Genomic DNA, 5,850 nt, shown 5'->3' with positions numbered 1-5,850 from the left:
AGGCTCGGTGTCTCGTTCTGCGCTCGCGCCGGAGAGTCGATTTTTACGGTCTGTGAGAAATCGATCGGTTTGTATCCGGTTTCCCCGCTGCAGCCGATGCCGACAGTCCATATCAAACAGGCAATGAAATATTTCTTTGTCACCTCTTGGCACCCGCAACCATATCCGTTCTTCTCACTGAAATCGTCTTTGTTCGATCCTCGGAACGATTTGAATCCGGCTGTAGCATGCCGGCAATATATAAAGGATCTGGTCGTCAAATCAAATTCTTTTCAGTTTTTCCGTAAAATATTTACTTGACATTCAAGGCTCACGAATCTATAAATTGCCATTAAGCGATATAAGGAGACAATCGTGAGGCCGTTTATCAAGGTGATGAAAGCGCTGTCGGATCCAAACCGTGTCAAGATCGTCAAGATGCTGCAGCACAAGATGATGTGCGTCTGCGAGCTTCAAGGAGCGCTGGGCATCGCCCAGCCGACGGTTTCAAAACATTTGAAGATACTGGAAGATGCCGGGATCGTCGGCTTCAAGAAAGACGGGTTGTGGGTGAATTACCATTTGACCGACGGCCGCAGCAGCCCTTATGCCGCCAGCCTTCTGGGCAACCTGCGGCACTGGCTCAACGACGAACCGGACATTGTCGAATTGACCCAAAGGTTACCGCGACTGAACCGGTTCGAGATCTGTGCGAAGAACTGAGCGCTTGGACTATAATATTACCATACAGCAATATATTAAAGGGTGTTCCGGCACACCTGGAGGACCCTTGACCCCTGCCTTCAGTGAAAGGAATAGTGATTAAAATGACCAACGGCGTTTCGATTACAGACGATAAGAACCATTTCGACGGATCCGAAACCGCCGAAGACGAGCCCCGACTGATCGAATGGAGCACCATCTGGAAGCCGCTCAGCGTCATCACCGGCATTTTTCTGGCCTTTTTCTGGCTCCCGATTGACAGCGGCCGTTTCACCGGCGCGGTCATCGAATCTTTGGCGCTGGCCAAATGGTACGCCCAGGAACACGTGCTGCTGTGCCTGGTGCCGGCCTTCTTCATCGCCGGTGCCATTTCGGTATTTGTTTCCCAAGCGGCGGTCATGAAGTACCTCGGCGCCGGCGCCAGGAAAGTCATGTCCTACGGCGTGGCCTCGGTCTCGGGCACCATCCTGGCGGTCTGCTCATGTACGGTGCTGCCGTTGTTTGCCGGCATCTGGAAACGCGGCGCGGGGCTGGGGCCGGCCATCGCGTTTTTGTATTCCGGCCCGGCCATCAACGTATTGGCCATCGTGCTCACCGCTCGCATCCTGGGTCCCGAGATCGGCCTGGCCCGCGCCGTGGGTGCGATTGTGTTCAGCGTGGTCATCGGCCTGATCATGCACCTGATCTATCACAAGGAGGAGCAGGCCAAGGCCGAAGCAGCCCTGCACATGCCCGAGCCCGAAGTGGAGCGCCCCCTGTGGCAGAATGTGGTCTACTTCGCCGCCATGGTCGGTATTCTGATCTTCGCCACCTGGGGCCGCCCCGATGAACCGGTGGGTCTGTGGAACACGATCTATGCGGTCAAATGGCTCCTAACCGGGTTTTTCGCCGTCATTCTCGGCGTGCTGCTGGTCAAATGGTTTCATGTCAAAGCCTATAAAATCGTACTGGCAACCGCCGCCGTTCTGGCCCTGGCTTTTATTTTCCCGCATGAACCGCTGATCGCCTTTTCGGCCGGCATCATCGCCCTGGCGGTCGTTACCACCACCACCCGGGGGGAGACCGAATCGTGGTTCCTGGCCACCTGGGACTTCGCCAAACAGATCCTGCCCCTGCTGTTTGCGGGCGTGCTGGTGGCCGGCCTGCTGCTGGGACGACCCGGAGCGGAGGGATTGATTCCTTCCAGTTGGATCAGCGGCCTGGTGGGCGGCAACTCTCTGTGGGCCAACCTGTTCGCCTCGGTGGTGGGCGCTTTGATGTACTTCGCCACCCTGACCGAGGTGCCGATCCTGCAGGGTCTGATCGGGGCCGGCATGGGCAAGGGCCCGGCCCTGGCACTGCTCTTGGCCGGTCCGGCCCTGAGCCTACCCAACATGCTCGTGATCCGCAACGTCCTGGGCACGCAAAAAACAGTGGTGTTCGTCAGCCTGGTGGTGGTGATGGCCACCATCAGCGGCCTGATCTTCGGAGCGATGACCGGCTAAGGGGGCGATCACGGCGGATTTTCCAAACCAATGGGGCTGCGGTCGTCCGCGGAAACCGCTGCCTGATAGAAAAACGAACGCGGAATTGCGAATCAAAGCCGACCTGGAGCACGTGCGCGACCCCGTGCGGATCGCCGACTTCGGCGTGATGGCCATGCCGGCCCTGGTGATCAATGGCCAAGTGAAGGCCGCCGGCAGGCTGCCATCGAGAGGAACCCTCAAGGCATGGCTGTTGGAGACAACCAAACGGACCTGATCGGTTCAACTGACCCAACCGATTTAACCCACAGAAAGGAAAATCATCATGAACATCAAAGTATTGGGGCCCGGCTGCGCCAAATGCCAGCAGACCGAAAAGATCGTCAGGGAAGCCGTGGCCGAGGCCGGCATCGAAGCGCAGGTCGAAAAAGTCACCGATACCATGGAAATTGCCGGTTTCGGCGTGTTCGGCACCCCGGCCGTGGTCGTCAACGGCGAGGTCAAGAGTGTCGGCAAGATCCCTAAGAAGCAGGACGTCAAAGCGTGGATTTCAAGTAAAGGGTAATTCATAAAAGCGGTACAAGGAGAAAAACATGGTTGTTGAACAAGAAATGGCCGAAATTTATCCCCCCGCCCCGGAGGATCTATCTGAGTATCTTCCCGAAACCGACTGCGGCAAATGTGGTTTCGACAGCTGTCTGGCTTTTGCCGAAGCGGTCCTGAGCGCTCGGCAGAGCGCACGGTCTTGCCCGGAAATAGATGAAGAGCTTGCGCAGCTGGTGGACCGGATGGTCGGGTTGAAAAAGGAGCCGATTCCCTACAATATCATGATGGAACAAGCCCCCTGCGAGTTGATCGAGATCAATGCACCGGACAAAAACTCGCCCCTCCTGGTGACCTGCAATTTCCGCGAAACGGTGAGCATCATGACGTCCATACTGGAAAAAACCGGATCCAGGGTCTTTTTGCTGCCCACCCACACGCACGGCTATTCGGTGGACAACGCGGTGCCCGAGCGTATGTTCAAGGCCCTCGAGGTCTGGAAGGCTATACAGGACAACACCGTCTCTGAAAAATTGGCCAGGGACCGGCTGGTCATCCCCGGGCTGGCCGAATCGGAAAAGAACGCCATTCGACAGCTGACCCGGTGGGAAATTCTGGTGGGACCGGTGTCGGGTTTTCTGGTCCCGCTTTTCCTGTGGGAAAACGGTCTGTGGAATTAGAAGCGTTGCCAAAAGTGAGGGCATAACCATCCGGAGGAAAAAAATGGCCCAAAATACATGTTGTACGGCAGGTGAACAACAGATCATGCTCCTATCCTGTTCGGGCGGTTCCAACGTGGGGCAGCTGGCCAATCAGGCGGCCGTGGAATTGACTCAGGAGGGCTATGGCAAGATGTTCTGTCTGGCGGGCATCGGCGGCCGGCTCTCCGGCTTTGTCCAGTCGGCCAGGGATGTGCCCACGATGGTGGCCATCGACGGTTGCCAGGTGGGATGCGCCAAGGCGATCCTCGAACAGGCCGAGGTGCCCGTGAAACATTATCTTGTTCTCACGGACGAAGGAATCGAAAAGAACAAGAACTTCGATCTTGACCGCACCGAAGTAGAGCGGATCAAAGCGGCCGTGAAGCGGGTGGTGAGCGAGAAAACCGCGGCCGCTTAAGGCCCCCTCAACCGACGGACAGACCCTACTGTTGAGGCGAAACGATAAGGACCCGTCAGGGGACCCAAGAAAGTATTGAAAGACGAGGCCGAGGCGCGCAAGATCTTGGAGTGGCTCAAGCGCGAAATCAACGCCGCCTGGGAAGACCGGGAGCGCATCGTGCCCAGCTTCAGGGGGGCACCCCGGCCGCAGTTGATCGAAATTCTCAAGCTGCTGCCCAAAACCAACTGCCGTCAGTGCGGCGAGCCCACCTGCATGGTGTTTGCTGCCCGTCTGGCCGAAGGCGCCAAGGGGGCCGAGGCCTGTCCACCGCTGGATAGTGATCAACGCAGTGGGATAGATAATTACCTGAGCCGCTTCAGCTCGAGCCGTTCCGACTTGATCGACTGATTGAATATAGGGTTGCAAATAAGACCAAAATTGATGATAATGCACGGTAACAGCTCACCGTTTGGGAACGGCATCCGAAATGCGACATAAGGCATTGACAATTCTGATATGTTTTACCCTGATGCTCGGCGTCACCGGCGCCGGGACGTGTGCCGTCTTGTCACTCGCGGCCGGTAAAACGCCGTGTGAGAAAAGCCGTGCCGGCGATCACGGCCTTGCTCTATCGACCGCGACGACCTGTCACATGACGCCTTGCCGATCCCCGAAGGGGACATTCATGATACTGACGGATTCCTCCATCCGTATGTCCCAAACCGAAAAGCGCCCCGTTTTTTCGGCGTCGGGAATCCCGGTGACGTCGCCCCGAATGTCCGGGTTACGCTATTTTGAGGCTGGGAAGGCTGGGTTGAACGTGTCTTTATCGTTTATGCCGCCGCCGTTGTTTTCCCTACACTGCGCCTTTCTCTGTTAACCCTCCCTCTTTTCCTTGGGGCGGTTCGGTTATTACCGGCCTTGGTTCCCATACAAATTTTTTCTCGCGGCTAACCGCCATTGAATCGTTTCATCCCGATAGGCGATCATGGTATCACCCAAATCAAATGGTGTGGTCCAAAAATGGATAAGGAAATATAACGATATGCTCTTTAAAGAGGTTTATAAAAGCACCATTCGCCTCTGCGCCGGGAGCTGGATGGGCCTGTGGCTGCTGTTCCTGCTGGCAGCGAGCGCTTCCGCGGCGACCGGCGCCGACACGCTGGGTTCCCGGTATCCCGGCCTTACATCAGGCTTGCTCAAATCTGCCGTCTTGGCCCAGTTGGATGGCGACACCCTGCTGACCGCCGACGGTGTGACCATCAATCGTTCGCAGTTGCTGGAAGGCATCCGGAACCAGGAACCCAAACTGCGGGATCAGCTGGAAAAAAACCTGCTTTTCGTTCTTGAGCAGGAAGCCGTTCGGCAGATTTTGCTCAGCGAAGCCCAAAAAGCCGGTATCGCCGTCAACGGGGGCAATGACAGCCAGGCGATCCAGTCGCTTTTCGAACACCAGACCCAGGCACTTTCCGTCCCCCAAGACGAGGTGCGCGGCTTCTATGAGGCCAACAAGGAGATGGTGGCGGGAGCCCCTTTCGACCAGGTCGAGGAAGGCATCCGCCAATACCTGCTCCAGGACAAAAAACAGCAGGCGGTTGCGAAGTATATCGACAACCTGGGCAACGCGGTGGACCTGCGCATCGACAGGCAATGGGTGCAAGAGCAAAGCCTCCGCGCCGCGGACAACCCCGTGGACAGGGCGCGCCGCTCGGGCAAACCGACCGTGGTGGAATTCGGCGCCGCCGGCTGCGTCCCCTGCGACATGATGCAGCCGATCCTGGAAAAACTGCGCAAAGACTTTCCCGAAAAGCTGAACGTGGTCTTCGTCCATGTCGGCGAGGAGCAAATCCTGGCCGCCCGCTATGGCATCCGCTCGATCCCTGTCCAGGTCTTTTACGACGCAAAAGGCCAAGAGGTTTTTCGGCATGTGGGTTTTTTCGCTGAAAAGGACGTCGTCGATCAGCTGAAAAAAGCGGGATTATAGCCGCGATGAGAGACCTATCGAAGCATGAGCCGACGGCCCTGAACCGTCATAGCGGGA

General features: G+C 57.0%; 9 protein-coding genes. All 9 read left to right on the top strand.

What is annotated here, in order from left to right; translation table 11 throughout:
- Nucleotides 1-300: hypothetical protein (locus tag R6V78_RS17335; RefSeq protein ID WP_410290639.1), on the top strand; the 300-nt coding region annotated here is incomplete at its 5' end.
- 54 nt (nucleotides 301-354) lie between these two features.
- Nucleotides 355-702 carry an ArsR/SmtB family transcription factor gene (locus tag R6V78_RS17330; protein WP_410290638.1) on the top strand — a complete coding sequence of 116 codons (348 nt, stop codon included), beginning with the start codon at nucleotides 355-357 and terminating at the stop codon, nucleotides 700-702.
- A gap of 104 nt (nucleotides 703-806) precedes the next feature.
- Nucleotides 807-2,186 (top strand): permease, encoded by a 1,380-nt coding sequence (locus R6V78_RS17325; RefSeq protein WP_410290637.1) that lies wholly within the window; start codon nucleotides 807-809, stop codon nucleotides 2,184-2,186.
- A gap of 85 nt (nucleotides 2,187-2,271) precedes the next feature.
- Nucleotides 2,272-2,442 carry a thioredoxin family protein gene (locus R6V78_RS17320; RefSeq protein WP_410290636.1) on the top strand — a complete coding sequence of 57 codons (171 nt, stop codon included), beginning with the start codon at nucleotides 2,272-2,274 and terminating at the stop codon, nucleotides 2,440-2,442.
- Between the two features lie 48 nt (nucleotides 2,443-2,490).
- Nucleotides 2,491-2,730: a thioredoxin family protein gene (locus R6V78_RS17315; protein WP_410290635.1), complete on the top strand. Its 240-nt coding sequence runs from the start codon at nucleotides 2,491-2,493 to the stop codon at nucleotides 2,728-2,730.
- Nucleotides 2,731-2,758: 28 nt separating this feature from the next.
- Entirely contained in the window at nucleotides 2,759-3,388 is a 630-nt protein-coding gene (locus R6V78_RS17310; protein ID WP_410290634.1) for a (Fe-S)-binding protein, read from the top strand.
- A 43-nt stretch (nucleotides 3,389-3,431) separates the two neighbouring features.
- Nucleotides 3,432-3,827, top strand: a complete 396-nt coding sequence (locus R6V78_RS17305; protein ID WP_410290633.1) for a putative zinc-binding protein — start codon at nucleotides 3,432-3,434, stop codon at nucleotides 3,825-3,827.
- Between the two features lie 75 nt (nucleotides 3,828-3,902).
- Complete coding sequence (locus R6V78_RS17300; protein WP_410290632.1) at nucleotides 3,903-4,217, top strand: (Fe-S)-binding protein; 315 nt, start codon at nucleotides 3,903-3,905, stop codon at nucleotides 4,215-4,217.
- A gap of 637 nt (nucleotides 4,218-4,854) precedes the next feature.
- Nucleotides 4,855-5,793, top strand: coding sequence for a thioredoxin family protein (locus R6V78_RS17295; RefSeq protein ID WP_410290631.1), 939 nt, complete (start codon nucleotides 4,855-4,857; stop codon nucleotides 5,791-5,793).
- Nucleotides 5,794-5,850: the final 57 nt, after the last annotated feature.

This window comes from Desulfosarcina sp. (assembly GCF_046496365.1).
In the GTDB taxonomy this organism is placed as follows: domain Bacteria; phylum Desulfobacterota; class Desulfobacteria; order Desulfobacterales; family Desulfosarcinaceae; genus Desulfosarcina.
The sequence above is the reverse complement of the archived record's forward strand: the minus strand, read 5'-3'. Positions and strand labels throughout refer to the sequence as shown.

Excerpts from the sequence above, each read along its gene's own strand:
- R6V78_RS17305 (WP_410290633.1), top strand. The coding sequence starts at position 3,432 with ATGGCCCAAAATACATGTTGTACGGCAGGTGAACAACAGATCATGCTC.
- R6V78_RS17325 (WP_410290637.1), top strand. The coding sequence starts at position 807 with ATGACCAACGGCGTTTCGATTACAGACGATAAGAACCATTTCGACGGA.
- R6V78_RS17295 (WP_410290631.1), top strand. The coding sequence starts at position 4,855 with ATGCTCTTTAAAGAGGTTTATAAAAGCACCATTCGCCTCTGCGCCGGG.
- R6V78_RS17310 (WP_410290634.1), top strand. The coding sequence starts at position 2,759 with ATGGTTGTTGAACAAGAAATGGCCGAAATTTATCCCCCCGCCCCGGAG.
- R6V78_RS17315 (WP_410290635.1), top strand. The coding sequence starts at position 2,491 with ATGAACATCAAAGTATTGGGGCCCGGCTGCGCCAAATGCCAGCAGACC.